Origin of the sequence: Streptosporangium sp. NPDC049644 (assembly GCF_040675205.1) — a bacterium.
Lineage (GTDB): Bacteria > Actinomycetota > Actinomycetes > Streptosporangiales > Streptosporangiaceae > Streptosporangium > Streptosporangium fukuiense.
The window spans coordinates 13,845-39,435 of sequence record NZ_JBFAOJ010000021.1 but is presented as its reverse complement, the minus strand read 5'-3'; the positions used below and the strand labels follow the sequence as shown (position 1 = coordinate 39,435).

The following is a 25,591-nucleotide window of genomic DNA, read 5'->3' as shown; positions in this document are numbered from 1 at the left end:
ACACCGGCGTTAACGACGTGGGGCCCGCACCGGACGGTGCGGGCCCTCTGTCAGAGAATCTCAGTCAAGGTAGTCACGCAGGACCTGCGACCGAGACGGGTGACGGAGCTTGGACATGGTCTTGGACTCGATCTGCCGGATACGCTCGCGGGTCACCCCGTAAACCTTACCGATCTCGTCCAGCGTCTTCGGCTGACCGTCGGTCAGGCCGAATCGCATCGAGACCACGCCCGCCTCGCGCTCGGACAGCGTGTCCAGGACGGAGTGGAGCTGCTCCTGCAGGAGCGTGAAGCTGACCGCGTCGGCGGGGACGATGGCCTCGGAGTCCTCGATGAGGTCACCGAACTCGCTGTCCCCCTCCTCACCCAGCGGGGTGTGCAGGGAGATCGGCTCGCGGCCGTACTTCTGGACCTCGACGACCTTCTCAGGGGTCATGTCGAGCTCGCGGGCCAACTCCTCGGGAGTGGGCTCGCGCCCCAGGTCCTGAAGCATCTGCCGCTGGACACGGGCCAGCTTGTTGATCACTTCGACCATGTGGACCGGAATGCGGATGGTCCGCGCCTGGTCGGCCATGGCTCGGGTGATCGCCTGCCGGATCCACCACGTGGCGTAGGTGGAGAACTTGTAGCCCTTGGTGTAGTCGAACTTCTCCACCGCGCGGATCAGGCCCAGGTTGCCCTCCTGGATCAGGTCCAGGAAGAGCATGCCGCGGCCGGTGTAGCGCTTGGCCAGCGAGACCACGAGACGGAGGTTGGCCTCCAACAGGTGGTTCTTGGCCCGGCGGCCGTCCTCGGCGATCCACTCCAGCTCGGCGCGGACGTCGACCGGGAGCCTCTCGCCGTCGGTTCCCAGCTGCTCCTCGGCGAACAGACCGGCCTCGATCCGCTTGGCGAGCTCGACCTCCTGCTCCGCGTTGAGCAGGGGGACCTTGCCGATCTGCTTGAGGTAGTCCTTGACCGGGTCGGCGGTGGCGCCGGCGGCGGCGACCTGCGGCACCGGGGCGTCATCGTCGTCATCGGAGAGGATGAGGACCTCGTCCTCGTTGACCTCGATGGCCTCGGCCTTGGGCTCCTCCTCGGCCTCGGCCTCGGCTTCCACCTCGACCTCGACCTCGACCTCGGCGACGGCCTCCAGGTCGAAGTCCTCGAGCTCGACGTCCTCAAGCTCGATGACCTCGTCGTCATCGCCGGCGAGCGACTTCGACTCGGACACGGGGGCCGGAGCGGCCGCCTCGGGGCCGGCCTTCTTCGGCGGGGCCGGAACCGGCTTCTTGGCAGCCGGGGCGATCTTCTTGGCCGGCGCCGCGGGCCTCTTGGCCGCGGGGGCGGGCTTCTTGGCCGCTGCCGCGGGCTCGGAACCGCCGACGACCGCGGTGACGGTCTCCGGCTGCTCCTTGGCCGCCGCGGCGGTCTTGGTCTTCTTGACGGCGGCGGGCGCGGCCGGGGCAGTACGACGCTTGGCCGGAGTGCGGGACTTCTTGGGAGCCGCGGAGTCCTCGGCAGTCAGCCGTACGGTGATGCCCTCTTTGCTGAGGCTTCGCAGGATTCCAGCGACCTGCGCCATCGGAATGTCCGCTTCCTCGACGGCCTTGCGGACATCCTCGGACTCGAGGAACCCCTGCGAGCGCCCCCGCTCCATCAGCTGCTGAATGACGGGCTCGTTCAGCTCGGATGGCTTCGAGCGAGTCGAACTTGCAGGCGACACGAACACCTCTCGAAGGAAAGCGAGACGAGAATGGACCCAGATGCCCAACTAGGGGCACTTCTACCTCTAGTTGTGGTTAGCGAGGCCGCGCGAACCGCGACGCACCTGTCCAGCATTGTGGCATGACACCGTGATCCATACGGCCGCCTCCTGGCGGTTGCCCTCCACCCTAGGCCGACCAAGAGAGTAGTGCGTACGGAAGCGAGGCACCGATACCCGAAAGCAACCGTTATGACTGTTTCATTCAGTCACTCTTCGTGGCGGCGGGAACGTGAATCGCGAGCACCGTGACGTCGTCATCCTGCTCATATCCAGACAACATCCGGTCGACAAGGAAATCTAGCAACATGTGGGGGCTTCCGACCACTTCGGCCGGCGCTTCGGTCACAACAGAGCAAAGATCAGCGAGTCCGGCATCAAGACCACGTTTCCGGTTCTCCACCAGACCGTCCGAATACAGGACGGCGGTGTGGCCCGGCGGGACGCAGAACCTGAACTGCCTGCGACTCGTGGGCCAGCCCAGCGGGGTGCCCGGCTCGCCGTCGCACAGTATCGGCACGCCCTCGGGGGAGACCAGCAGGGGCGGCGGGTGACCGGCCAGCGCCAGCGTGCCCTCTCCGGTGCCGGGCTCGACGACCATGTAGGCGAGCGTCGTGACCTGCTCCTCCTCCTCGGTCGCCTCGAAGACCCGGTCGAGGCCGGTGAGGACCGCCGCGGGCGGCGGGTTGGTCAACGCCAGGGCCCGCATGGCGTTGCGGATGCGGCCCATCCCCGCCGCGGCCTTGACGCCCTTGCCCATGACGTCGCCGACCACCGCCGCGACCCGGCCGTCCTGGAGCACGAACGCGTCGTACCAGTCACCGCCGACCTGCACGTGGCGGCTCCCCGAGCGGAACCGCTGGGCGAGTACCAGCCCCCTGACCACCGGCAGGCGATCGGGCAGCAGGCTGCGCTGGAGCGTCTCGGCGGTGCGGTGCTCGCGCTCGAACAGGGTGGCCCGCTCCACGGCGAGGGCGCACTGCCCCGCGAGCGCCTCCAGGAACACCCCGTCCTCCTGGGAGATCTTCTGCGGGCGGGTGAAGGAGAACCTCAGTGCCCCGAGCGCGCGACCCGCGGCCAGCAGCGGCAGGCCCACCCAGGCCCGCTCGTCACTGTGGGCGATGAAACCGGTGACGCTGTCGTCGTCGCCGCCCGCGTCGACCAGTTGGGCCCGCAGGCTGTCCGGCGACTCGGCGAAGACCGGGCGCCGGCTGTTGACCGCCATGGTCATCACGCTGGAGTGCGACAGCGGGATCTCCTCGCCGGGCGCGCCCGGAACGTCGGGGATGCCGCCGCTGTTGACCAGCTTCAGCGCGGCCCGGTCGACGTCGAGCAGCGCCACGGCCGACCGGTCGGCGGCCAGCGCCGTACGCCCCACGTCGATGATGACCTGGACCACCTGCTCGACGGTGAGCGCCTCGGCGAGCAGCGCCGTGGCGCCCTGCAGGCGCGCGGTGCGCAGGGCCGCGGCGCCGAGCTGGTCGGTCAGGCGGCCCCGCATCTCCTCGGCCTCGCGCTGCGGGGTGACGTCGGTGTTGGCTCCCACCCATTCGACGACCCGGTTGTGCCGGATGATCGGGACGGCGCGCACCTCGAAGTGCCGGTAGCCGCTGGCCCGGGTGCGGACCCGGTAGCTCCACTCGAACATGATCCGGCCACGCAGCGCCTCACGCCAGGCCTCCTCGGTGTGCGGGCGGTCGTCCGGGTGGACGGCCTCCAGCCAGCCGTGGGTCAGGTACTCCTCCAGCCCCTGGCCGGTGATGGCCCGCCACTGCGGCGCGTCCTCCTCCACGACGCCGTTGGGCGCGGTGATCCAGACCAGCTGGGACTGGGCCTCGACCAGCGAGCGGTATCGCTCCTCGCTGCGCCTGAGATCCTCCTCGACCTGCCTGCTGTCGGTGATGTCGACGCCGACCAGGCAGATCGCGCGCAATGCGCCCTTGTCATCATGGATCGGAGAGAAGGTCAGCGACCAGTGGTGGGTCTCGCCACCGGCGGTGCGCACCCGGATCCGCTGGTCGCCGTCGACCGAGGCTCCCCCGACCATGCTCCGCACCGAGCCCTCGATCAGGGCGGTCAGATCGGCGGAGAGCAACTCACCGGGGACCCGGCCGACCAAGCGCTCGGCGGGCAGGCCGACCACGTTGGCGAAGACCTCGTCGACACGCTCGAAGCGACCTTGGGGGTCGAAGAACGCGAAGGCGAACGGCGACTGCGACAGCAGGCCCTGCAGCAGGCCGGAGTCTGAGATGTCCACACCCGACTCCCGGGGACGGGGCACGGAGGTTTCGGCGCTCATGGTCGGCACCTCCGTCGCGTGCCAGGGTCTCCCACGAGGCACATCTCCAAACTTGCGAATTGGCGTAGCGCGGCTCCGGGGGACCGGATCCTGGAGTACATCATCGGCGATGGGCAGGTGCGGACGGAAGCCCTGCCCAAGATGCGGTCAGCACACCCCGGAAACGCCACCGCTCCGATGGCCGGGATCCCCGGGCCGACACGCCGGGGCTCCCGTACGGGCGGCGACCAGTCGGCGTTGCGCCTTCGAACGTTTGCGGCCAGGACCCTAGCAGGATCGCGCCGGACCGTCCCGGCAACTGCCCACCTCATCTCCGTCGGGCTTGCAGGCGAGATCAGGCTACTGACTCGCCGTCAATTCGGCTCCCTCTTCGGGGACACTCACTTACTCCACTGTTGCAGGATTCAGTCAAGATACGGGGCCAGCTTCCCATATCAGGGCGCCGAGGGTTGACACTCCCGAGATAAGTTGTGGAATGAGAACGCACGTCCTCGCCGACACATCCGGGGGATGCCCCGGGAAACTCCGGAGGAATGCGACATCCATGCCCGTTCTTGCCACCCGCTCCACCGGGCCTTCAACGACTTGTCACGAGCCGGTGACATCTCACCTGGCCGCCGAGTTCCTGACCGTTCCCGTCGAGACCGTCGGCAGGTGCGTGGCAGAGGTCTGTGCCTGCGCGGAGCACCTCGGCATCGAGGCGACTCCCGAGGTCGTCGAGCGTGTCGCCCGCGAGCATCTGCTCGCCCTTGTCAACTCCGCGCCGCCGCCCCGCGGTCCCCGGTAGCATCGGGGAACCCGGCCGTCTCTACGCACCGTTTGGACCGGGATTGCGAGAAGGTTGGGACGTGAGCGAGCGAAGCGAGCGGGCCGATCCGCACGGCGACGACCGCGATGGGCTCACGCGGCCGACGGGGGAGGCTGAGACTGTTTGAGCCGGCGACAGCGTCGAGACCCCAGGGAGAGCCAGTCCCCTGAGGCGGTCTTCTCCGAGATGTTGCTCGCCGCTCGCGAGCTGCTGGCCGTACGCAGCCCGCTGGACGCCGAACTCATGGTCTCCGACATGGTCGGAGCCTGGTGGGGGCGCCGGCTGAAAGGCGGGGACGCCGAGCAGGTCCTCGGCGAGGGCCTGGTCGACTACGCGGCCAAGGCAGGCTCGCCCGCCGCGCTCACCCTGCTGATCGCGCTGGCCTACCTCGGCACGGCCCGCCAGGCCGCCAAGGCGGAGGGCGCCGCGCTGGCGCTCATGGAGCGCGGTGTGGCCAGGCCCCGCTGGGCCGACCGGCTGGGCGCGGTCAAGACGACCGGCTGCTTCGTCTCCCGCGACGCCTACGGCGACCAGGACACGGTGGTGTGCACCTTCGGCTACCGGGGCGCCGACAGCGGCGAGGACCGGCACGCGCTGGTCGTGATCGTCGACTACAACATGCGTGGCATCGCCCGTGACGCCTGGGTCTCGTCACACGTCGACAAGCTGCTGGAACAGGCCAGGGCCGAGGCCGAGGACAACCCGATGCTCAGGTTCGGCCAGATCGAGCCGCAGCAGGCGAGGGCCCTGCTCGAATCGGCGATGAAGGCCACCGCGGAGTACGGCCACCGCAGGACGGCCGCGCCGGTCAGCGACAGCTACAGCGCCTACCACGCCTTCGCCAGGTCCCGGATCAAGGCGCTGCCGCCCGGCCGGAAGCGGCCGGCCCCGCTGCACAGCGAGGCCCCCTACAGCCGCGACCGCCGGGCGATGCTGGCCGCCGAGTTCCTCTCCTCGGACGCGGCCGAGCACCTGTCCGACCCCTCCGCGGCCTCCCGATGCGCCGATCACATCATCGACTACGGCTGCGACCAGGATTTCGGCCGTCCGCTACGGGTCAGCCCGACCAAGTGCGAGACCTTCCTGCTCGACTGGCTGCCGCGCAAGGTGATGCTCAACACCGCCGAGCAGGAGGCGGTGCCGCACGTGCTGGGCGCCTGGGCGCGCTTCGCCGCCGACCGGACCGGGCTGCCGGACGAGGGGCTGCGAGCCACCCTCGACGCGGTCTGGGAGGCGACGGGCAAGTTCGCCGAGTCCTACCGCGATCCGACGACCTTCGGGCTCGACCGCGACCTGCTCGACCGGCTGCTGCCGGACGGCGACCTGTCGGCACTGGCCAGGCGGGTGTTCGCGTTCCCTTTCCTGCAGGGCACGCACGGCGAGATCCAGCTCGGCCTGCTCAACCCCGCGGACGACACCGATCGGCGGATCCTGCTGGGCATCGACCACGCGGGCGAGCTCACCCGGCCCGGCCACGACGAGCATCTCGCCTGGCACGAGGAGATCGCCGCCCGGCTGTGGGAGGGCGATCCGCCGCAGCTCTGGGAGGCCGCGCAGCGGCTGCTGGACCTGGGCCACGACCGGCACGACGTGCTGCACGTGCTGATCGAGATCGCCGAGCGCATCGGCGACGACCCCGAGGAGCTGGCCATCGCCCTCGACGACATCGCGGACATTCCCGACGAGCCCCCGGTGTAGGTGAGCCATGATGATCGATCTCAACGCCGATCTGGGCGAGGGCTTCGGGATCTGGCGGCTGGGCGAGGACGAGGCCCTGCTCGAACTGGTGACCAGCGCCAACATCGCCTGTGGGTTCCACGCGGGTGATCCGCTGACCATTCGCCGCACGTGCGCGGCGGCGATCGACCGCGGGGTCGCGATCGGCGCCCAGGTGTCCTACCGGGACCTGGCCGGGTTCGGCCGCCGCGAGATGGACGTCGACCCGGAGGAGCTCTGCGCCGAGGTGCTCTACCAGCTGGGGGCGGTGGACGGCATCGCCAGGGCGATGGGCGGCCGGGTCTCCTACGTCAAGCCGCACGGCGCGCTGTACAACCGGATCTGCCGCGACCCCGAGCAGGCCGGGGCCGTCGTGGCGGCGGTGGCCGACTACGGGGACCTGCCGCTGTTGACCCTGCCCGGCTCCGCCGTCCACGAGATCGCCGCCGGGGAGGGGGTCACCACGGTCGTCGAGGCCTTCGCGGACCGCGCCTACACCGGTGCCGGAACGCTGCTCTCCCGCCGCTCCCCCGGCGCCGTGCTGCACGACCCCGGTACGGTCGCCGCCCGTGTGGTGCGGATGGTGACCGAGGGCGTGGTCGAGGCGGTGGACGGCTCGCTGGTCCCCGTCGAGGCGCGCTCGATCTGCGTCCACGGCGACACTCCCGGCGCGGTGCTGATGGCCCGGGCCGTCCGCGACGGCCTGGTGGACGCCGGGGTGCCGCTGAGGTCCTTCACGTGAGGGGCCGGCGGTGATCCGGCGGGCCGGGGAGTGGTCGCTGCTGGTGGAGACCGGCTCGCTGGAGATCTCCCACCGGCTGGACGCCCTGCTGCGGGCCGCTCGGCCGGCCGGGGTGGTGGAGATCGTGCCCGGCCCCACCACGGTCCTCGTCACCGCGCCGGGGGCCGACCTGACGCGCCTGCGGGACCGGCTCCTGCGCCTGCTGGAGACGGGGTCCACGATCGGCGCTGGTAGCGCCGCGCCGGCGCCGGCCGTGACCGTCCCCGTCGTGTACGACGGCGCGGATCTCGACGAGGTGGCCGTGCTGAGCGGCCTCTCCCCCGGGGAGGTGGTCGAACGGCACACCGGGCGGGAGCTGGTGGTGGGCTGGCTGGGCTTCGCCCCCGGGTTCGCCTACCTCACCGGGCTGGATCCCGCGCTGCGCGTCCCGCGGCTGGACACCCCTCGAACCTCGGTGCCCGCCGGATCCGTGGCGGTCGCCGGCCCCTACTCGGCGGTCTACCCCTCGGCCTCCCCCGGCGGGTGGCGGCTGCTCGGCCGCTCCACGACGGCGGTCTGGGACGTGACCGCCGACCCGCCCGCCCTGCTCACCCCGGGGACGCGGGTGCGTTTCCTGGCGGTCGGCGAGCCATGATCGAGGTGATCGCGTCGGGGCCGTACGCCACGGTGCAGGATCTTGGCCGGCCCGGGTACGCCCACCTCGGAGTGCCCCGCTCGGGTGCCGCGGACGAGCCGAGCCTGCGGCTGGCCAACCGCCTGATCGGCAACCCGGAGGGCGCCGCGGGGATCGAGCTGACCTTCGGCGGCGCCCGGCTGCGCTTCACCACCGGGGCCTGGGTCGCCGTCACCGGGGCCGCCTGCCCTTTGGAGCTGCTGCGAGCGCGCGGGACCGCCCCGGACGACACGGCCCCCGGCGGGCCGGTCCCACAGGGGATGTGCGCGCCTTTCTGGGTGCCCGCGGGCGGCGAGCTGCGCACCGGGACGCCGGAAACCGGCCTGCGCACCTACATCGCCGTCCGTGGAGGCCTCGACACGCCCGTCACGATGGGGAGCCGGTCGGCCGACTCGCTGTCCGGGCTCGGCCCTCCCCCGCTTCGTAGCGGAACGGTCCTGCCCGTGGGACCGGCGGGCGGCCTGCCGCCGATCACCGTGGACGCGGCGCCCTCGCCGGAGCTCGGAGCGGGCATCCTGCTTGTCCTGCCGGGTCCCCGGGAGGACTGGTTCGTCCCCGGAGCCCTGGCCACCCTCTGCGCGGAGCCGTACGAGGTCGGCCAGGACAGCAACCGGGTGGGCGTGCGAATCCGCGGTGCCCGCCTGGAACGGGCCCGGGACGAGGAGCTGCCCAGTGAGGGCATGGTGGCCGGGGCCGTCCAGGTGCCGCCCAGCGGCCAGCCGATCGTGTTCCTCGCCGACCACCCGCCGACCGGCGGCTATCCGGTCATCGCCGTGCTGACCTCGGCGAGCCTCGCCAGGGCCGCCCAGCTCCGCCCCGGCGACCGGGTACGCTTCCGCCGCGGCTGAACCGCTCCTCGGCGAAGCCAGCGGGAGGGCACCGCGAACCCGGAGGCTTCGGTTGTGACGGCTAGGGCAGCAGCTCGGACACTCGCTCGGTCTCAGCTGCGAGGGCCGCGGCGGGCACCTCCTCCAGGAGATCGACGACGATCCCCTTGTCCTCGGTCTTCCAGATCCCGGCCACCCGGCCCTCGTGGATCACGACCGGGGAGATCCAGCCGGCGGCCCGGCTGACCCTCGCCTTCGCCGCGGCGGGCAGAAGGGGCTCCAGGTCACGAGGGGCGGCGAGGATGTACTGGTCGAAGCCCGGCAGGAGGTGGACCCCGGTGGCGGGCCGGGTGCGGGCCAGGTCGTCGAGGTGCTCGGCGAGCATGACCATCGGCCTGCCGCCGACCTCGATCTCGGCCAGCTCGGGGGTGAGGTCCCGGAACCAGCCGCGCAGCGTCGCCTTGCGGGCCGCCCCGCGGTAGAGCCAGCCGTCGAACGTCTCGGGGGTGCCCGGACCGTGGGCACCGAGGAAGGAGCGGAGCAGGCGCACGCCGCCCTCCTCTGCCGAGGGGGGTTCCGCCGGCCAGCCGGGCACCCAGTCACGGGGGCTGACGAAGGTCACCCTCCCCTCGCGGGGCGGGCCGTAGCAGAGCTCACCGAGAAAGCTCAGCGGCTTGAGCAGGGCGCCCCAGCCGGAGGTGAGCGCCTCCTTCAGGTGGGCGTCGCCGGTGATCTCGATGACCCTGTCGACCAGCTCCTCGCGAGTGAGGGCGCGGCCGGCGAGCGCCTTGGGCACGGCGTCGAGGATGGCGGCGACCTCGGCGGCGGTGACCCCGTGGCCCCGCTGCCAGGAGCCCCTGTCCCAGTTGCGGAACGAGCCGAGGACGGCGGCGTAGCAGGCCAGCTCGTCGGCGGGGACGAGGTGCAGGGTGCCGCGCGCCGTCCAGGTCTTCACCAGGCTGCGGTCTCGCCACAGGGCATCGTCGATCTCGTCGGGTCTCGGCCGCGCGCTCCGCACGGCCACCGCCAGGCCGGCGGCGGAGGCCACCTGTGCCTGCACCCCGGTGAGCCTGCGCACGACGGAGACCGCGTCCGGCCCGTCTGCCGGGTCCACGAACTGCCGCTTCAACCGCCACGCGAGTACCTGGGGCCAGGTGACCGAGACAACCATGGCCCACTTCTACACTCCGCCCCCGACAGAAAGCACGCCCGTCCCGCCGCCGGGTGCCTCCCCGAGGACCGTGAGACGCCCCGCCCGACCGGGCCGCGGGCCACCGGCACGGCCGGGTCACCGGGTGAAGCCGATGTCCTGGTACCTCAGGTCGTAGAAGCCTCGGGCGCCGAAGTTGGCGACCGTGCTCTTGACCGCGACGTTCTGCGGTCGCTGGTAGAGCGTCACCACGTTGACCGCCTGCCAGATGAGCTTGTCGGCGGCGTTGGTATCGGCGATGGCCCGGCCGGGGGCGAGGGCGGCGGTCGCCTTGTTCATGGCGGCGTCGATCTGCGGGGAGCCGATGCGGCCGAGGTTGGCGTTCCACTGCCCGGTGTCGTCCGGGCGCCTGGTGGCGTCGGCGTACTGACCGTAGGCGCTGGAGACGGGAAACGGCGTGCCCATGTACGCGAAGGCCGTTATGTCGTAATTGCCGGGAATTATGTATTTGGTGAAGTAGTCATCGGTGGGTACCGACTGGAGAGTGACCCCGACACCGATCTGGGCGAGCATGTCCTGGACGAGCTCGGCCTCGGACTTGGTGAGCTGCAGGCTGGACGGCAGGACGAAGCGCAGGTTCAGCTCCCTGCCGTCCTTCCTCCTGACCCGCCCCTCCAGCTTCCAGCCCGCGGCGTCCAGCTCCCGCCCGGCTTGAACCGGGTTGTAAGTACCGATCTCACCGGCGTTGTCCTGGTAGCCCTCCTGGGTGTTCATGAAGAAGTGGTTGTTCAGCAGGACGATCGGCCAGTCGAGGCCCTGGAGGTCGGACTGGGCGATGGCCTGGCGGTTGATACCCATCGCCACGGCCCTGCGCACCCTCTGGTCGGACAGCAGGGCGCTCTCGCCGTTCATCGTGATGTGCCGGAAGTCGGGTCCGGCCGCCTGCCGCACGATCGCGCCCGGGGTGGCCTTGACGCGCGCGTAGTCGGGCGCGGACGGACCGATGTCGAAGGTGTCGAGCTCACCGTTGCTGAAGGCCCCGACCAGCGCGTCGCTCTCCAGGGAACGGTAGATGATCTGGTCCAGCTTGGCCCGCTCTCCCCACCAGCGGTCGTCCCTGGCGATGGTGACGGTCTTGGCGGTCGAATCGAACGCGACGAACCTGAACGGGCCGGCGGTCACCGGGATACGGTTCAGCCAGGCGTTGTTGAACGCCTCGGGGGTGGCGTTGGTACTCCGGGGGTACAGCGGCGCGAACAGCGACTGCCAGTCGCCGAAGGGTTTGGCGAAGGTCACCACGACCTGATGGTCGTCCTTGCCCCTGGTCACCTTCTCGATGTCCTGGTAGCCGGTGGTGCCGGCCACCCGGTAGTCGCCGTCGCGACCGTTCATCGCCTGCCACTGGGCCCGGTAGTCCTCCCAGGTGATCGGGGTGCCGTCGGACCACCTGGCACGCGGGTCGAGGGTCAGGGTGACGACCTGCTTGGGGCCGTCCGAGGTGACCCTGCCCGCCGACAGGTAGTCGGTGTTCGGGGAGATCTGCCCCTTGGCGTCGGAGCGGAACGGCGAGGGCATGAGGGCGTCCATGACCTTCTTGACCGTCGCCAGGTTGCCGTCGACATGGTTGAGGTTCCAGTTGGACGGATACTCGCCGAGCCCCCAGCGGAGCACCCCACCGTCCACGACCCGGTCGCGGGCGACGGGGTTGACGTCGTAGGCCTTGATCGCAGAGATGGGCCCGCTCCCCGTCCCGCCCCCGCCACCGCAGCCGGTCAGAACCGGCGGGATCGCCAGGACCACGGCCAGCACGGTGGCGAGCGCGCCCACGCACCGGATCGATGTCACTGTTTTCCTCCCGGAGGATACGACTGGGCGAACAGAAGGGCACTCGGCTGGATCATCCGGCGCCGGACCTCTCGGCGAAGTGGCACGAGACTCCGTGGTCGTCTCCGAGCCGGTGTACCTGGGGTTCCTCCTCCACGCAACGCCTTCTGACGGTCTCGTCGAGGGACCTGAACAGGGGACAGCGGGTGCGGAAGCGGCAGCCGGAGGGGGGATCGGCCGGGTTGGGCAGGTCTCCCTCCAGCAGGATCCGCCTTCTGGACCGTTCCACCGCCGGATCCGGCAGCGGGACGGCCGACAGCAGCGCCCGCGTGTAGGGATGCATCGGAGCGTCGTACACCCGGCCGGCCGGCCCGATCTCGGCGATCCTGCCGAGGTACATGACCGCGACCCGGTCCGCGATGTGCCGGACCACGGCCAGGTCGTGCGCCACGAGCAGGTACGACAGGCCCAGGCGGGTCCTCAGCTCCTCCAGCAGGTTGAGCACCCCGGCCTGGATGGACACGTCGAGCGCCGAGACCGGCTCGTCCAGCACGACCAGCCGGGGCTCCAGGGCGAGGGCGCGGGCGATGCCGATGCGCTGACGCTGCCCCCCGGAGAAGTCCTGCGGATAGCGGGCGGCGTGGCCGGCCTCCAGGCCGACCATGCCGAGCAGCTCGCGGACCCTCGGCCCCACCTCGCGGCTGCCGTGCGTGCGCAGCGGCTCGGCGAGAATGTCGTAGACGGTCATCCTCGGGTCGAGCGAGGCCAGCGGGTCCTGAAAGACGACCTGCATGTCGCGCCGGACGGCCATCCGGTCACGGGCGCTCATCTGTGAGGTGTCGCGGCCCAGCACCGTGATCCCGCCGCTCTGCGGTGCGGCCAGTTCGAGGATCTCCATCAGGGTGGTCGTCTTGCCGCAGCCCGACTCCCCGACCAGGCCGAGCGTCTCCCCCTCGCGGATGTCGAAGCTGACACCGTCCACCGCGCGGACCGTGCCGACCCGCCGCCGCAGGAGCCTCCCCCTCACCAGGGGATAGTGCTTGACCAGGTTCTCGACCGCCAGGACCACCTCACGCCCGCCACCTGGCCGTGGCGACTCTCCGACGACGGGACCGGGGCCGGGTACCTCCCCCGCGATGGCGCGCACACCGTAGATCTGGGCGGGTGACCACCCCTCCGCCTCGATCTCGCCGGAGCGTATGCACGCCGCGAGGTGGCCGGGCGAGCCCACGCGTACCGGCTCGGGTTCGGACTCGGCGCACGCCGGGACGGCGATCGGGCAGCGCGGCTCGAACGGGCAGCCCGGCGGCAGCGCCGCCGGTGACGGCGGGCTGCCCTCGATGGGCACCAGCGGCTGCTCCCGGCCGCGGTCAAGGCGCGGGATCGAACCGAGCAGGCCCATGGTGTACGGCATGCGGGTGCGGTAGTAGACCTCGTCCACCGGGCCGACCTCGACGGGGCGCCCGGCGTACATGACGAGGACCCGGTCGGCGAACCCGGCCACCACCCCCAGATCATGGGTGATGACGACGATCGCCGCGCCCGTCTCCCGCTGCGCCGTCTTCAGCACCTCCAGCACCTGAGCCTGGACGGTCACGTCGAGCGCGGTGGTCGGTTCGTCGCAGAGGATCACGTCGGGGTCGTTGGCGATCGCCATCGCGATCATCGCGCGCTGGCGCATGCCGCCGGAGAACTCGTGCGGGAACGCCCTGGCGCGCTGCGCCGCGTTGGGGATGCCGACCAGGTCGAGCAGTTCGACGGCGCGTCTGGCGGCCCGCGCGGGGCCGATCCGCTGGTGGACGCGGACCGCCTCGGCGATCTGGTCGCCGACCCGGTAGACGGGGGTGAGCGCGGAGAGCGGGTCCTGGAAGACCATCGAGACGGTCTTGCCGCGGAACGCGGTGAGCGTCCTGTCCGGGGCGCCCAGGATCTCCTGTCCGCGCAGCCGCACCGACCCGGTGACGTGGGCGTGCGGCGGGAGCAGGCCCATCACGGCCAGCGAGGTGACCGACTTGCCGGAGCCCGACTCACCGACGATCCCGAGCACCTCGCCCGGACGGACCGCGTAACCCATCCCCCTGACCGCGCGGACCGCACCGGGGCCCAGGCCGAAGGTGACGTCGAGGTCGCGCACCTCGAGCACGGGGTCGGCGGGCACGGGGTCGCTCCCGGCCCTCAGCGGCAGGGGGTCGCCCCCGGCGCCGCGCCCGCCGGTCCGGCCGCTCCGGGATCTCGCGTCCGCGGTTCGCTCGCTTGTCATCCGTTCACCCACTCCTGCGGGCCGTGGGGTCGAAGGCGTCGCGCAGGGAGTCGCCGACCAGGTTCACCGCGAGCACGGTGACGATCAGCAGGCCCGCGCAGAACCAGAACGTCCAGGGGGCGTAGAGCGCCGTCTGGGCGCCGTCCGCGATGAGGCTGCCCAGCGAGACGTCCGGCGGCTGGATGCCGAAGCCGAAGTAGGAGAGGGACGTCTCGGTGAGGATCGCGGCGCTGACGTTCAGCGTGGCGTCGACGACCAGCAGCGAGGACATGTTGGGGATGATGTGCCGAAAGATGATCCTTGTCGGCGGCACGCCCATGAACCTGGCCGCCTGGATGAACTCCCGCTCCCTGAGCGAGATGGTCATGCTCCGGACGATCTTCGAGGTCACCATCCAGAGGAAGAGCGCCAGCACCAGCACGAACATCGGCCACTGTCCCCCGGCGAAGAGCGGGGACATGATCGCCAGGATCAGGAAGGCGGGGAGCACGAGCAGCAGGTCGGTCGCCCAGGTCAGCGAACGGTCGGTCCAGCTTCCGAAGTATCCGGCGAAGGCACCCACCACGGCCGCGAGTGCGGTGCCGACCACCGCGGCGAGCAGGCCGACGACCAGGGACCTGCGCATGCCGCGCAGCGTGACCGCGTACACGTCGGCGCCGGTCTGCAGGGTCCCCCACCAGTGCTCGGTCGACGGCGGCGCGAGAAAGGCCGTGAAGTCCTTGGCGGTGTAGCTCCAGCGGGTGAGGTAGGGGCCGGCGAAGGCCAGCAGGAAGATCAGCGCGAGGAGCGCGGAGCCGGTCCGGCCCCGGCCAGAGCGCAGCAGGCGGCCCATGACCACCCGCAGCCGTGAGGGCGCCTTGATCCTGTCCAGGGACGCCCGCTGCTCGGTGAGCTCCTCCTCGGCGATGGTCATCTTCGGTTCACCCCACCCGGACGCGCGGGTCGAGGACGGCGTGCAGCACGTCGGAGGCCAACGCGGCCAGCAGCACCGCCAGCGCGGCGAAGCAGCTGATCGCGGCGACGGTGTTGATGTCGTTGGTGGAGATCGAGTCGACCAGCTGCTCTCCCACGCCGTGCCAGCCGAAGATCTTCTCGGTGAAGGTGGTGCCGACCAGCAGTGCCCCGAAGGTGAAGGCGAAGTAGGTGACCACCGGGATCAGCGCGGTGCGCAGCGCGTGCCGGGTCAGCGCGGCGCGGCGGCTCAGCCCCTTGGCCACGGCCGTGCGGACGAAGTCGGCGCCGAGCACATCGAGCATCATGTTGCGCTGGTAGCGGCTGTAGACGGCGGCCAGACCGAGCGAGAGCGACAGCGTGGGCAGCAGCAGATGCTGGATCCGGTCGATCCCGGCGGCGGCGGGCCCGCCCTGGAGCCCGGGGGTCGCCTCTCCGCTGACGAGGAGGATCTGGGCGCCGACGGCCTCGTTGAACCGGACCGCGGCGATGATCAGGATGTTGGCCAGCACCACCGTGGGGACCGCGAGGACGACGAAGGAGAGGGCTGTCGAGAGCCGGTCGAAGGCGCCGTACTGCTTGACCGCGGCGTAGGCGCCGACCAGCACGCCGGTGACGCTGCCGACGAGAAGCCCGACCGTGATCAGGCGCAGGGTGACGCCGATCCGGCGTCCGAGGTCGTCACCGACCGAGCCGCCGGCCACCGTCCTGCCGAAGTCGCCGTGTGCCAGGGCGCCCGCCCAGGTCAGGTAGCGCTCGAAGAGCGGGGTGCGGTCGTTGAGGTTGAGGTCGGTGAGGCGGGCGTCGACGACCGCGGGGGGGATCGGCGGGTTGCGGCCCTCGTAGTTGGATCGCGGGTCGAGCGCGGAGGCGGCCAGCATGTAGGCGAGGCTGGTGGCCACGACGATCAGCACCAGGTAGTTGAGCAGCCTGCGGGCAAGGAATCCCGCCATCTTTCCTCCTCCGGAGCCCCGCCGCTGTCGGTGACCATCTTGCTACACTCGGCGACCGATGGGCTGCATAGCGTACCGAATCGGAGGGATCTCGGTGGACGGTGACACCGGTCGGGCCCGGAATCACTTTCCGGAGAGTTCGTCCACGGCCGCGCGCAGGTCAACACTGGTGATGGTGGTCAGGTCGGCGGCGGTGGCGGTGGTGCCGCCCAGGGCGGCCAGGCGGACGTCCCTGCGCATCGCCGCGCGCTCGAAGAGCGAGCGCGCGAACCTGCCGTTGCCGAGGCCGTCTATCAGCCCCTCGTCGCAGACCCAGGCGAAGACCTCGGCCAGGTCACGCCGGGCCGCGTCGTCGAACCTGTCGCCCGAGGACTCGGCGAGCAGCACCGCGATCTCGGTGAGCTCCTCGGCGGAGTACGAGGGAAACCGCACCCGCTGGCTGAACCTGCTGCCCAGGCCGGGATTGGACGACAGGAAGGCGTTCATCTCCCGCTCGTATCCGGCCAGGATGATCACCAGCCGGTCGCGGTCGTCCTCGGCCCGCTTGAGCAGCGTCTGCACGGCCTCGGTGCCGAAGGCGTCGCCCCCGCTGTAGCCGGAGTTGACCAGGCCGTAGGCCTCGTCGACGAAGAGCACCCCGCCGAGCGCCCGGTCGACCAGCTCGTTCGTCTTGATCGCGGTGGCGCCGAGGTGCTGGCCGACCAGGTCGGCCCGCTGGGCCTCCACCACGTCGGGCTGGGAGAGCAGGCCGAGCGCGGCGAAGATGCGGCCCAGGATGCGGGCCACCGTGGTCTTTCCGGTGCCCGGCGGCCCGGCGAAGACGAAGTGCCGCATCTGCGGCGGGGTGGGCAGCCCCCGCTCCTGACGCATCTTGGCCACTCTGAGCTGCGCGGCGATCGCGTGTACCTGCCGTTTGACCGGTTCGAGACCCGCCATGCGGTCGAGGTCGGCCAGTGCCTCCTCAAGGGAGGGCGCGGCCTGGTAACCCCGGTAGCGGGCGGTGAGCTCGTCGAACGCCTTGACGACGTCCTCCAGGACCGTGGTGACCAGATCCTCGGTGCTGGGCGCGCCGCCCGCCCCCACCACGCGCACGTCCCTGGCCTGCGCGGCGGCCTCCACGAGGCTGCGGACGAACCGGGCGTTGCCCAGGTCGTCGACCATCAGACGCCGGTGGATGTCCTCGAATCGGGTGAGCAGCGCGGGCGCGGCCTCCGGTGACATCCGGTCGCCCCGGCGCCTCTGCAGCAGCTCGGTGATCTGGAGCAGCTCATCGGGGGCGTAGCTGGGGAAGCGGACCCGGCTTGCGAACCGGCTGGACAGGCCGGGATTGGACGACAGGAAGGTGGCCATCTCCTTCTCGTATCCGGCCAGGATGACGACCAGCCGGTCGCGGTCGTCCTCGGCCCGCTTGAGCAGCGTCTGCACGGCCTCCGCGCCGAACCTGTCCGGCTGGCCGTCACCGGAGTTGATCAGGCTGTACGCCTCGTCGATGAAGAGCACCCCGCCGAGCGCCCGGTCGACCAGCTCGTTCGTCTTGATCGCGGTGGCGCCGAGGAACTCCCCCACCAGGTCGGCCCGCTGGGCCTCGACCACGTAGGGGGTCTCCAGCAGGCCGAAGGCGTAGAAGATCTTCGCGACGGTCCTGGCCACGCTGGTCTTGCCGGTGCCCGGGGGGCCGACGAACACGAAGTGCCGCATCGGCGGCTCGGTGGAGTATCCGGCCTCCCTGCGTAACCTGGCCGCCTCGATCGAGGCGGCGATCGAGCGCACCTGCTCCTTCACCGGGGCCAGGCCGATCATGGCGTCCAGTTCTCCGAGCGCCTCCTCCACCGAGATGGGCGGCGGCGCCTCCCGCTCGCCGGTCACCGCGGCGGGTGCGGGGGGACCGCCCCCGCGGACCCTGAGCCCGGCCTGGCTCCGCTCCCCCGCCGTCAGCGCCGCCCGCACCCGGCGGGCCTGGAGGAAGCGCTGGACGAGCACCCCGGCCGCCACCGCGTACGCGGCCCAGATGGCGGTGACCGGCGCGAGCCCGGGGATGACCGCGCCGAGCAGGACGGCCACCAGCCCGGCGGGCACCAGTGCCATGGCCGTGCTCACCCACGGGGTGACCCAGCGGATGAGGTGGGCCGCGCCGGCCACCAGGGGGGCGAGGATCACCAGCGCGGTCGGGACCGGCGAGTTCCAGCCGGACGCGCCCTGGAAGATCATCAGCACCGACAGCCAGGCGAGCACCACGAGCAGGGTGGCCGCGGCGCGGGGAAAGCTCAGGGTCAGCGCCGCGAAGCCGAGCAGCGTCAGCGTGACGAGGAGCGTGTTGAGCACCGACCAGCCGAGGCCGAACGCCAGCCCGACCGCTCCGACCAGCACCGCGATGTAGATCAGCCTGCGCAGAGGTGGCGAGAGCCGGAAGTAGCCCAGTCGCACCCGCTCGAACAGATCCCGTGCGGCCGCGCGCCCCGCCGGCTGGGCCCTGCTGGATTCCCGCATCACGCCTCCCCGGTCCGCCCCCGGTTATACCGCACCGGGGGGACGTTTGCGCGTGCCTGAGCGTCGCGCCACGCCGCCGCGCGGGCACGATCAGATATGTGGATGAGAATGGATGAAATCCACGCCCGAGGCGGCAAGCTCCAACCGGTGCCGCACCGGTGGCCACACCCTTCCCTGTGCCGTCTCCGCGCCCCGCGCGCGGCGGTTCGCGCCCGGGTGCCCGCCGGGTGGGAGTACCAGGTCCCCGCACCCGTCCTGCCCGGGGAACCGGCCAGGTGACGGGCATGGGAATGTCACCGCCGGGCAAGGCGGTCCGCGCTCCCGACGGCCGCTCTTCCTGGGTGCGGCTCAGCCTCGGCGGGCACGGCCCTGGTGCCGGCCGGGATACTCGCCGACCACGACCTGCTTGGGGGTGATCCTCAGCAGGTCGGACTCGGTGTCGCCGATCGCGATGCCACGCACCTCGGCCCAGAGGCCGCGGCCCTGCGGGTCCGCGACGAAGACCGCCACCCTGGGGTCGCGCTCGGCGGCCTCCCACGCGTCGGAGGCGGCGATCAGGCGTAACTCGCCGCTCGGACCGACCGAACTGACCGCGCCGACGGCCAGCGCGCGCGGGCCGCCGGGGTCGACGTAGGCGAGCACCACCCCCCGCGCGTAGGTGAAGGCCGCGCGCACCTCCCCGCTGAGCCCCACCGGCGGGGAGGCGTCGCCGGGCAGGCGGCCGCCACAGCCGTCGCACATGACCAGCGAGGCGCGCCAGGGACCCGGCGCGCCCCGCCACCACGCCCGCACCGACCTCGTGGCGAACACCACCGACGAGACGACCGGCAGCGCGTTTCCGGCCCGCCAGGCCCACTCGCCCGCCTGGCCGAGCCCGAGCACCATGGCCGCGGCCGCCGTGCCGAGCAGGAGCGCCGCCGCGGCGGACAGGGCCAGCGCCACCGCCAGCCCGCGGTCCGCCGCCAGCACCCTGCCGAGGCCCAGGGCGGGACCGGCCCCGCGGTACGCCCAGCCGAGCACGAGCGGCACGGCGAGCGCGGCGAGCGCCCAACGCCGTTCGTCCAGGACCGCCGCCACCAGCACCACCGCCACCGGCACCGACCAGGCCCGGCCCGCCACCAGCCAGAGGGTCACGTTGACGTCCCGCCGGGCCGTACGGTCGTCACCGGCCGCGGCGAACTCGGTCAGCGCCCTGACCGGCCGCCCGCGCCAGGCCTCGACGAGCACGCGCAGGACGAGCAGTACGGCGCCGTTGAGGAGCACCAGCCCGGCGAGGCCCGCCCAGAGCACTCCCGTGGCGTCCGGCGGCGGTCCGGCCAGGAGCGGTGGGGCCTCCGGCGGGAGCGTGGCGACGACCGCGACGTACGCGGCCACGACGACCAGGGTGATCAGGATCGACGTGCCGAGCCAGAGGTCGCGGGCGAGCATGCCGGGCACGTACGACCAGAGCCCGACCCGGTGCGCCTGCCTGAGGGTGATCACCAGGACGGCGAGCGGCACCAGACCGCCACCGATCCTCGCCACGCCTGCCAGGCCGAACCCGAACTCCGCCACGCAGACCGCGACGAGGGCGACGGCCAGCAGGACGCGGATCTGCCGTGACCATGTCTCCAGGGCGCGCCTGGCCCGGCCCGTCTCGCGGGGGTCGACCGGCCAGGCGGGGTCGTGGTGGGCACGTGGGCGCTCCCAGCGCAGCCAGGTCAGGCCGAGGTTGATCCTGGCGCCGGGATGGTCGGGCAGGCGGCGCAGCGCGTCGCGGTAGGCGGCCCGCGCGCGGGAGTACTCACCGCGCAGCAGCGCGAGGTCACCGGTGAGGACATGCGGGTCCGGCTCCTCCGGCGCGTAGCGGACGGCCCTGGCCGCCTGTGCCCGCGACTCGCGCCAGCGGCCGGGCACCCTGCGCAGCGCCGCCCCCAGGCGCATCCGCGCGGCCCAGGAGCCCGGCGCGAGGCGTACCGCCTCCTCGGCGGCGGCCACGGCCTCCGCGTCGCGGCCGAGCCGCTCGAACGCGAGGCTGGCGAGGCGGTATCCCCAGTCGGCTCCCGACTCGGATCGGGGGTCGAGGTCCAGCGCCCTGCGGGCGGCCTCCAGCGCGGCCTCGGGATGGTCACGGCCCAGCAACGCGGCGGCCACGGCACACCACTGCCGGGGGTCGCCGGGATCTCGGGGCGGCGACACCGGGGCCGAGTCGCGCCCGCCGGCCCCGCTCACCACGGCGGCTCACGGGCCTCACGCTGACTCCCCACGATCGCCATGGTCCGTGGGAGATCACCATTTGCCTAGATAACGGTATATGCCTGTATCTCTCTAGAGAGGTCACTCAAAGCGTCACCGCGAACACGGACTGTCGATCGATCGCGAGCGACAAGGTACACATATCCATGGAAATCCATCATCGAATGCCACCCCGCGCACTGCCACACTTCGCCTAGGCTGCGACGTATGTTCGTCCAGGCTGACAACTCCTGAGCGGCCCATGACCACCATCATGGCCAAATCCAGGGGTGGGGACGGCGGCTCACCGGCACCCGGAGCCAGCCGGTGGTCGATCCTCGCCCTGCTCTGCTTCAGCCTGCTGCTGATCGCGGTGGACGCCACGGTGCTGCACATCGCGGTGCCCACGCTGACGGCGGCCCTGGAGCCGACCTCCGTGGAACTGCTGTGGATCATCGACGTCTACTCGCTGGTGGTCGCGCCGCTGCTGCTGACCTTCGGCACGCTCGGTGACCGCTACGGCCGCAAACGGCTGGTGCTGGCCGGATACGTGGTCTTCGGCGTCGCCTCGGCGGCGGCCGCGTTCGCCCCGACCCCGCTCGCGCTGATCTCGGCCCGAGCACTGCTCGGCGTCGGCGGTGCCATGATCATGCCCGCCACCCTCTCCATCATCCGGCAGGTCTTCACCGACCGGCACGAGCGGGCGATCGCGCTGGGGGTGTGGAGCGCGGTGGCGGCGGCCGGGGCCGCGGTCGGCCCGCTCATCGGCGGGCTGCTCGTCGAGAAGTTCTGGTGGGGCGCCGTCTTCCTGATCAACGTCCCCATCCTGATGGTCCTGCTGCCCACCGCGGTCAGGCTTCTTCCCGAGATCCCGAGGCGCTCCGACCGGCCGTGGGACGCGCTCAGCGCGCTGCTGTCGGTATTGGGCATCCTCGGCGTGGCCTTCGGCCTGAAGGAGACGGGTGCCGGGCATCTCGGCGGGGTGGCGGTCCTGCTGGTCGGGGTCTGGCTGCTGACCTGGTTCGTCCGCAGGCAGCGGCGACTGGCCTTCCCCCTGCTCGACCTGGAGCTGTTCCGGCGACGGGCGTTCTGCGCCGGGGTGGGCGGCGTGCTGCTGACCGTCTTCGCCCTGGTCGGACTGGAGCTCATGCTCGCCCAGTACCTCCAGCTGGTCCTCGGTGACAGCCCGCTCGGGGCGGCCGTGCGGATGCTCCCGCTCATGATCGCCGCGATCGCGGGCGGCCTGGCCGGGGCCCGGCTCCTTCGGCGGTTCGGAATGCGCGCCACGATGAGCGGCGGGCTGGCGCTGACCGCCCTGTCCCTCGCCCCCACCCTGGCCTGGGGTACCGAGGGGCATCCGGTGGCCCTGACGTTCTGCTTCGTCGGCATCGGCTTCGGCATCCAGGTCGCCCTGCTGGCCGCCTCCGACACGATCATGTCGGCCGCGCCCGAGTCGCGCGCGGGCGGCGCCGCCGCGATCGAGGAGACCGCCTACGAACTGGGTGCCGGGCTCGGGGTGGCGGTGCTCGGCACGATCACCACGGTCGTGTACGCCCCCTCGCTGGGCCCGGTTCCCGGCGTCCCTCCCGAGATGATGCACCAGGCCCGCCAGTCGCTCGCCTCCGCCGCGCACATGGCGCGGGAGATCGGCGGCGGCGCGGGAGACGCGCTGCTCTCCGCGGCCCGCGTCGCGTTCGTCTCCGGCCTGCACACGACGATCATGGTGAGCGTGCTCCTGCTCGGCTGCACCGCACTGGCCGTGATGCTCCTGGTACCCCACCGCTCCAAGAGAGACGGGGAGGGGAGTGACTCCTCCTGAGGGGTTTGGAAGGTCCTCGCTCGGTCATCTATCGGTCAAGCCTGGGCAGGAACGGTGAATCTAACCAGAATGAGGAACCGTGCGACGAACCCTCCATGATCTTGCCTCCCTGGCCGCCAGGCTGGGAGTGGGCGGGATCTTCTTCGCCAACGGCTGGCACAAGCTCGAAGCGGGCCTGACCGCCACCGCCGGGCAGTTCACCACCCTGGGGGCCCCCGCGCCGGGCGTGTGGGCCGCCACCACCATGCTGACGGAGCTCATCGGCGGCGCACTGCTGGTGGCCGGGCTCGCCGTGCCCGCGTGCGGGCTGCTGCTGTTCGCCGAGGCCCTCGCCGTGTTCGTACTGGCCAGTGGCGAGACGGGCCTGCCGCTCACCGGAGGCGACGCCAAGCTGATCGTGGCACTCGGGGCCGCCTCCATCCTGCTGGCGGTGGGCGGCGCGGGCCGCCTGTCGGTCGACCACATGGTGGTGATCAAGCGCCGTGAGGCCGAGGCCGCCGAGGACTTCGCCGCCGAGACCGAGGCCGACGACGTCATCGCCGCGCTGCGCGAGCCGGAGACCCCTCCGGCGCCCGCACTGCCCGCCTCCGGGAAGAAGCCCGCCGACACCGAACCCGCTCCGGCCACCTCCGAGAGCACCGTCGACACCGCGGAGTTCCCCGCCGCCGCCCGTCCGCGTACGCGTACCCGCAAGCCCTCCTCCGGCACCGCACCCGCCGCGCCACCCGCGCCGCCCACCTCCGGCAAGGCCGGCGACACCCTCGTGGCGGGCAGGAAGGACGAGCCTTCCGGAACCTGAGCGGACGAATCCCGCAGGCCCGGCCGCCGCACGACCCACCGCGGTCGCGGGTGGTGCCTCGACACCATCACCGCCGACGCCGGGAGGCGACCGCGGAACCGCCGGCCTGACACCGGCCGGCCGTCAGTCCCTGCCCTGCCAGGTCGTCACGCACGCCTCGTTGCCCTCCACGTCCGCCAGCACCCAGAAGGAGGGCGCCGAGGCGTCGGACAGCAGCACCCCGCCCGCGGCCAGGGCGGCCTCGATCCGGTGGGGCGCCTCGTCGTGGGGGACCGAGACGTCGAGATGGATCCGGTTGCGCTGCGCCCGGGGCGCGGTCATCCGCTGGAACCAGATCGCCGGCCCCTGCCCGACGGGATCCACGAGCGCGCCCTCGCCACCGGAGGCTCCGGGCTCGTCGTGATAACCCATCACCGCCTTCCAGAACGGGCGGACGGCGGCGATGTCGATCGCGTCGATCGCGATCTCAAGGACCTGGACCGACCGCACCTCACGGCCGCCCACGTCGGTGCCGGTGCTCAACCCGAGCTCGGCCACGACCGCGGAGATCCGACCGGCGAGCTCGACCTCGACCGGCGTCACCGCACCGGTGACCGGTGAGCGCAGGGTCAAGACCACCCGGCCGGGGCGGACGTCCATCTCCAGGCTTCGCTCCCCTTCCGCACCGGCCACCGCCACCGCGCGCGCGACGACCTCGACCGCCCGCGCGGGCGATGCCACGGCCACCGACGTGCGCACCACGTCCAGGACGTAGCGCCACCCGAGATCGCCGACGGCGTCGGAGATCTCCCGTCGGCTCAGCCTCTTGTCACCATCCGGAACCTGCTGCGTCATACCACCATGATCGCAGCGCCCCTCCCCTCACGGGACCCCGTCGGCGTGCTCAGAGCTCGAAGCGGGCCACCCGGCGGAGTTTGTTCACCGCGTCCAGGGCGGCGACCTTGTAGGACTCGGCCAGGGTGGGGTAGTTGAAGACGGCGTCGACCAGGTAGTCGATGGTGCCGCCGCAGCCCATGACCGCCTGGCCGATGTGGAGCAGTTCGGTGGCGCCGGTGCCGAAGACGTGCACGCCGAGCAGGGCGCGGCTCTCCGGGGAGACCAGGAGCTTGAGCATGCCGTAGGTGTCACCGATGATCTGGCCCCTGGCCAGCTCCCGGTAGCGGGAGACGCCGACCTCGAAGGGGACGTGGGAGGCGGTCAGCTCGTCCTCGGTGCGGCCGATGAAGCTGATCTCGGGGATGGTGTAGATGCCGATCGGCTGCAGGTGGTGGATACCGCGCAGCGGTTCCCCGCAGGCGTGGTGGGCGGCGATGCGGCCCTGCTCCATGGAGGTGGCGGCCAGGGAGGGGAAGCCGATGACGTCGCCGACGGCGTAGATGTGCGGCGCGGTGGTGCGGTAGTGCTCGTCGACCTGGATCCGGCCCCGGGCGTCGGCGGCCAGCTCCGCGTTCTCCAGCGCGAGCTCGTCGGTCATGCCGTGGCGGCCGGCCGAGTACATCACCGTCTCGGCGGGGATCCTCTTGCCGCTCTCCAGCACGGTCAGCGCCCCCCGGGAGCGGCGCTCCACGGCGGCGACGGTCTCGCCGAAGCGGAAGGTCACCGCCAGGTCGCGCAGGTGGTACTTGAGCGCCTCGACGATCTCCAGGTCACAGAAGTCGAGCATCCGGTCGCGGCGCTCCACCACCGTCACCTTGGTACCCAGCGCGGCGAACATCGAGGCGTACTCGATGCCGATCACCCCGGCCCCGACGACCACCATGGAGTCGGGGATGTCCTGCAGCTTCAGGATGCCGTCCGAGTCGATGATGGTGTGGTCGTCGAACTCCACGGTGTCGGGGCGGGCCGGCCGGGTGCCCGTGGCGATAATGATCCTGTCAGCGGTGACCTTGGTCTCCTGGCCGTGCTCGTCGACGACGCCGACCGTGTGCGGGTCGACGAAGTGGCCCATCCCGCTGAGCATCGCCACGTGGTTGCGCGACAGCTGGCTGCGGATCACGTCGATCTCCCGGCCGATCACGTGCTGGGTGCGGATGCCCAGGTCGGCTGCGGTGATCTCGTCCTTCACCCGGTAGCTCTGGCCGTACATGCCGCGCTGGTTGAGGCCGGTCAGGTGCAGGACGGCCTCACGCAGCGTCTTGGAGGGGATGGTGCCGGTGTTGATGCACACTCCGCCGAGCATGTTGCGCCGCTCGACGAGCGCGACGCGCCGTTCGAGTTTCGCGGCGGCGATCGCGGCCTTCTGCCCACCCGGCCCGGAACCAAGAACGATGACATCAAAATCCCACATAGGGCTCAGTGTGAACGCACCGGGCGATCTCAGCCAGAC

At 71.6% G+C, this 25,591-nt stretch carries 18 protein-coding genes; 7 read left to right on the top strand and 11 right to left on the bottom strand.

What is annotated here, in order from left to right; translation table 11 throughout:
* Positions 1–60: 60 nt before the first annotated feature.
* The gene (locus AB0J58_RS14905; protein WP_343979255.1) at positions 61–1,704 is read right to left on the bottom strand and encodes an RNA polymerase sigma factor; all 1,644 of its coding nucleotides are present in this window, start codon (positions 1,702–1,704) and stop codon (positions 61–63) included.
* Between the two features lie 244 nt (positions 1,705–1,948).
* Positions 1,949–4,042, bottom strand: coding sequence for a SpoIIE family protein phosphatase (locus AB0J58_RS14900; RefSeq protein WP_343979166.1), 2,094 nt, complete (start codon positions 4,040–4,042; stop codon positions 1,949–1,951).
* A 544-nt stretch (positions 4,043–4,586) separates the two neighbouring features.
* On the opposite strand from AB0J58_RS14900, the gene AB0J58_RS14895 reads away from it, so the two are divergent.
* From AB0J58_RS14895 to AB0J58_RS14875, 5 genes are all read left to right on the top strand, one after another.
* Entirely contained in the window at positions 4,587–4,829 is a 243-nt protein-coding gene (locus AB0J58_RS14895) for a hypothetical protein (RefSeq protein ID WP_343979168.1), read from the top strand.
* Positions 4,830–5,036: 207 nt separating this feature from the next.
* The gene (locus AB0J58_RS14890; RefSeq protein WP_343979258.1) at positions 5,037–6,548 is read left to right on the top strand and encodes a hypothetical protein; all 1,512 of its coding nucleotides are present in this window, start codon (positions 5,037–5,039) and stop codon (positions 6,546–6,548) included.
* A gap of 7 nt (positions 6,549–6,555) precedes the next feature.
* Positions 6,556–7,308: a 5-oxoprolinase subunit PxpA gene (locus tag AB0J58_RS14885; protein ID WP_364215211.1), complete on the top strand. Its 753-nt coding sequence runs from the start codon at positions 6,556–6,558 to the stop codon at positions 7,306–7,308.
* A 10-nt stretch (positions 7,309–7,318) separates the two neighbouring features.
* Positions 7,319–7,942: an allophanate hydrolase subunit 1 gene (locus AB0J58_RS14880; protein WP_364215208.1), complete on the top strand. Its 624-nt coding sequence runs from the start codon at positions 7,319–7,321 to the stop codon at positions 7,940–7,942.
* Complete coding sequence (locus AB0J58_RS14875; protein WP_364215206.1) at positions 7,939–8,829, top strand: biotin-dependent carboxyltransferase family protein; 891 nt, start codon at positions 7,939–7,941, stop codon at positions 8,827–8,829. Before AB0J58_RS14880 ends, AB0J58_RS14875 begins: the two co-directional genes overlap by 4 nt.
* Positions 8,830–8,890: 61 nt before the next feature.
* On the opposite strand, the gene AB0J58_RS14870 is transcribed toward AB0J58_RS14875, so the two are convergent.
* The 7 genes from AB0J58_RS14870 to AB0J58_RS14840 form a co-directional block, all read right to left on the bottom strand.
* The gene (locus tag AB0J58_RS14870; RefSeq protein ID WP_364215203.1) at positions 8,891–9,979 is read right to left on the bottom strand and encodes a winged helix DNA-binding domain-containing protein; all 1,089 of its coding nucleotides are present in this window, start codon (positions 9,977–9,979) and stop codon (positions 8,891–8,893) included.
* 117 nt (positions 9,980–10,096) lie between these two features.
* Complete coding sequence (locus AB0J58_RS14865; protein WP_364215200.1) at positions 10,097–11,803, bottom strand: ABC transporter family substrate-binding protein; 1,707 nt, start codon at positions 11,801–11,803, stop codon at positions 10,097–10,099.
* A 52-nt stretch (positions 11,804–11,855) separates the two neighbouring features.
* The gene (locus AB0J58_RS14860; protein ID WP_364215197.1) at positions 11,856–14,042 is read right to left on the bottom strand and encodes an ABC transporter ATP-binding protein; all 2,187 of its coding nucleotides are present in this window, start codon (positions 14,040–14,042) and stop codon (positions 11,856–11,858) included.
* Positions 14,043–14,046: 4 nt separating this feature from the next.
* A complete protein-coding gene (locus AB0J58_RS14855) occupies positions 14,047–14,955 on the bottom strand; it encodes an ABC transporter permease (protein WP_343979192.1) in 909 nt (302 codons plus the stop codon).
* Positions 14,956–14,962: 7 nt separating this feature from the next.
* Positions 14,963–15,946, bottom strand: coding sequence for an ABC transporter permease (locus tag AB0J58_RS14850; protein WP_364215194.1), 984 nt, complete (start codon positions 15,944–15,946; stop codon positions 14,963–14,965).
* 123 nt (positions 15,947–16,069) lie between these two features.
* Positions 16,070–18,433 carry an AAA family ATPase gene (locus AB0J58_RS14845; protein WP_364215191.1) on the bottom strand — a complete coding sequence of 788 codons (2,364 nt, stop codon included), beginning with the start codon at positions 18,431–18,433 and terminating at the stop codon, positions 16,070–16,072.
* Positions 18,434–18,781: 348 nt separating this feature from the next.
* The gene (locus tag AB0J58_RS14840; RefSeq protein WP_364215188.1) at positions 18,782–20,647 is read right to left on the bottom strand and encodes a tetratricopeptide repeat protein; all 1,866 of its coding nucleotides are present in this window, start codon (positions 20,645–20,647) and stop codon (positions 18,782–18,784) included.
* A gap of 262 nt (positions 20,648–20,909) precedes the next feature.
* Here AB0J58_RS14840 and AB0J58_RS14835 point away from each other — a divergent pair, with 262 nt between their 5' ends.
* On the top strand, positions 20,910–22,466 hold the full coding sequence (locus AB0J58_RS14835) for an MFS transporter (protein ID WP_364215185.1): 1,557 nt from the start codon (positions 20,910–20,912) through the stop codon (positions 22,464–22,466).
* Positions 22,467–22,545: 79 nt separating this feature from the next.
* The gene (locus AB0J58_RS14830; RefSeq protein WP_364215182.1) at positions 22,546–23,265 is read left to right on the top strand and encodes a DoxX family protein; all 720 of its coding nucleotides are present in this window, start codon (positions 22,546–22,548) and stop codon (positions 23,263–23,265) included.
* A gap of 123 nt (positions 23,266–23,388) precedes the next feature.
* Here AB0J58_RS14830 and AB0J58_RS14825 read toward each other — a convergent pair whose 3' ends face one another.
* A complete protein-coding gene (locus AB0J58_RS14825) occupies positions 23,389–24,099 on the bottom strand; it encodes a VOC family protein (protein WP_364215179.1) in 711 nt (236 codons plus the stop codon).
* Between the two features lie 49 nt (positions 24,100–24,148).
* Positions 24,149–25,552, bottom strand: a complete 1,404-nt coding sequence (gene sthA / locus AB0J58_RS14820; RefSeq protein ID WP_364215176.1) for a Si-specific NAD(P)(+) transhydrogenase — start codon at positions 25,550–25,552, stop codon at positions 24,149–24,151.
* Positions 25,553–25,591 lie beyond the last annotated feature (39 nt).

Coding starts and splice junctions, on each gene's coding strand:
- AB0J58_RS14900 (WP_343979166.1), bottom strand. CDS start 4,042: ATGAGCGCCGAAACCTCCGTGCCCCGTCCCCGGGAGTCGGGTGTGGAC.
- AB0J58_RS14895 (WP_343979168.1), top strand. CDS start 4,587: ATGCCCGTTCTTGCCACCCGCTCCACCGGGCCTTCAACGACTTGTCAC.
- AB0J58_RS14890 (WP_343979258.1), top strand. CDS start 5,037: ATGTTGCTCGCCGCTCGCGAGCTGCTGGCCGTACGCAGCCCGCTGGAC.
- AB0J58_RS14885 (WP_364215211.1), top strand. CDS start 6,556: ATGATGATCGATCTCAACGCCGATCTGGGCGAGGGCTTCGGGATCTGG.
- AB0J58_RS14875 (WP_364215206.1), top strand. CDS start 7,939: ATGATCGAGGTGATCGCGTCGGGGCCGTACGCCACGGTGCAGGATCTT.
- AB0J58_RS14870 (WP_364215203.1), bottom strand. CDS start 9,979: ATGGTTGTCTCGGTCACCTGGCCCCAGGTACTCGCGTGGCGGTTGAAG.
- AB0J58_RS14860 (WP_364215197.1), bottom strand. CDS start 14,042: ATGACAAGCGAGCGAACCGCGGACGCGAGATCCCGGAGCGGCCGGACC.
- AB0J58_RS14855 (WP_343979192.1), bottom strand. CDS start 14,955: ATGACCATCGCCGAGGAGGAGCTCACCGAGCAGCGGGCGTCCCTGGAC.
- AB0J58_RS14850 (WP_364215194.1), bottom strand. CDS start 15,946: ATGGCGGGATTCCTTGCCCGCAGGCTGCTCAACTACCTGGTGCTGATC.
- AB0J58_RS14845 (WP_364215191.1), bottom strand. CDS start 18,433: ATGCGGGAATCCAGCAGGGCCCAGCCGGCGGGGCGCGCGGCCGCACGG.
- AB0J58_RS14835 (WP_364215185.1), top strand. CDS start 20,910: ATGACCACCATCATGGCCAAATCCAGGGGTGGGGACGGCGGCTCACCG.
- AB0J58_RS14825 (WP_364215179.1), bottom strand. CDS start 24,099: ATGACGCAGCAGGTTCCGGATGGTGACAAGAGGCTGAGCCGACGGGAG.
- sthA (WP_364215176.1), bottom strand. CDS start 25,552: ATGTGGGATTTTGATGTCATCGTTCTTGGTTCCGGGCCGGGTGGGCAG.